The sequence below is a fragment of the Streptomyces doebereineriae genome, from assembly GCF_031845645.1.
GTDB classification, from domain to species: domain Bacteria; phylum Actinomycetota; class Actinomycetes; order Streptomycetales; family Streptomycetaceae; genus Streptomyces; species Streptomyces canus.
The window spans coordinates 1-476 of record NZ_JAVREZ010000179.1 but is presented as its reverse complement, the minus strand read 5'-3'; the positions used below and the strand labels follow the sequence as shown (position 1 = coordinate 476).

The window sequence follows — 476 nt, the reverse complement described above, 5'->3', positions numbered from 1 at the left end:
ATGCCCACCTTCGAGACCTGCCCCCGCTTCACCACCGACCTTCAGCACCTCACCCCCGCCCAGCGCCGGCGCTTCCGCCGCGTCGTCCTGGACGCCTTCGTCCCCGACCTGCGCACCGACCGCAAGTTCCGCCCCGGCTTACGAATCAAGGGGGTGCGCTGCGCGCCGGGCGTCTACGAGCTCACCTGGTCCATGGGCACCGGCCCCGCGGGACGTGCCACGTTCGAGTACGGGGCCGAGGTGCGTCCCGGCACACCGCACGTGATCTGGCGCCGCATCGGCACCCACCAGATCCTCACCGGCCCATGAGCAGCTCGGGCGGTGGGAAGCAACTGTGCTATCGCGTCCGTTCGGATGGAGTGCACGCGGTTTGCGGCGCGTGACCTGGCACCTCTAATTCGAACAGTCGTACTATTGGGTGGTGGCCACGTACGACTTCCCCCAAGACCTCCGCGACGCCCAGCTCGCCCTTCACC

The 476-nt window shown here is 68.7% G+C and carries 1 protein-coding gene; it reads left to right on the top strand.

The features are described 5' to 3' along the window. Positions 1-309: hypothetical protein (locus tag RNB18_RS51335; protein ID WP_311720971.1), on the top strand; the 309-nt coding region annotated here is incomplete at its 5' end. Positions 310-476: the final 167 nt, after the last annotated feature.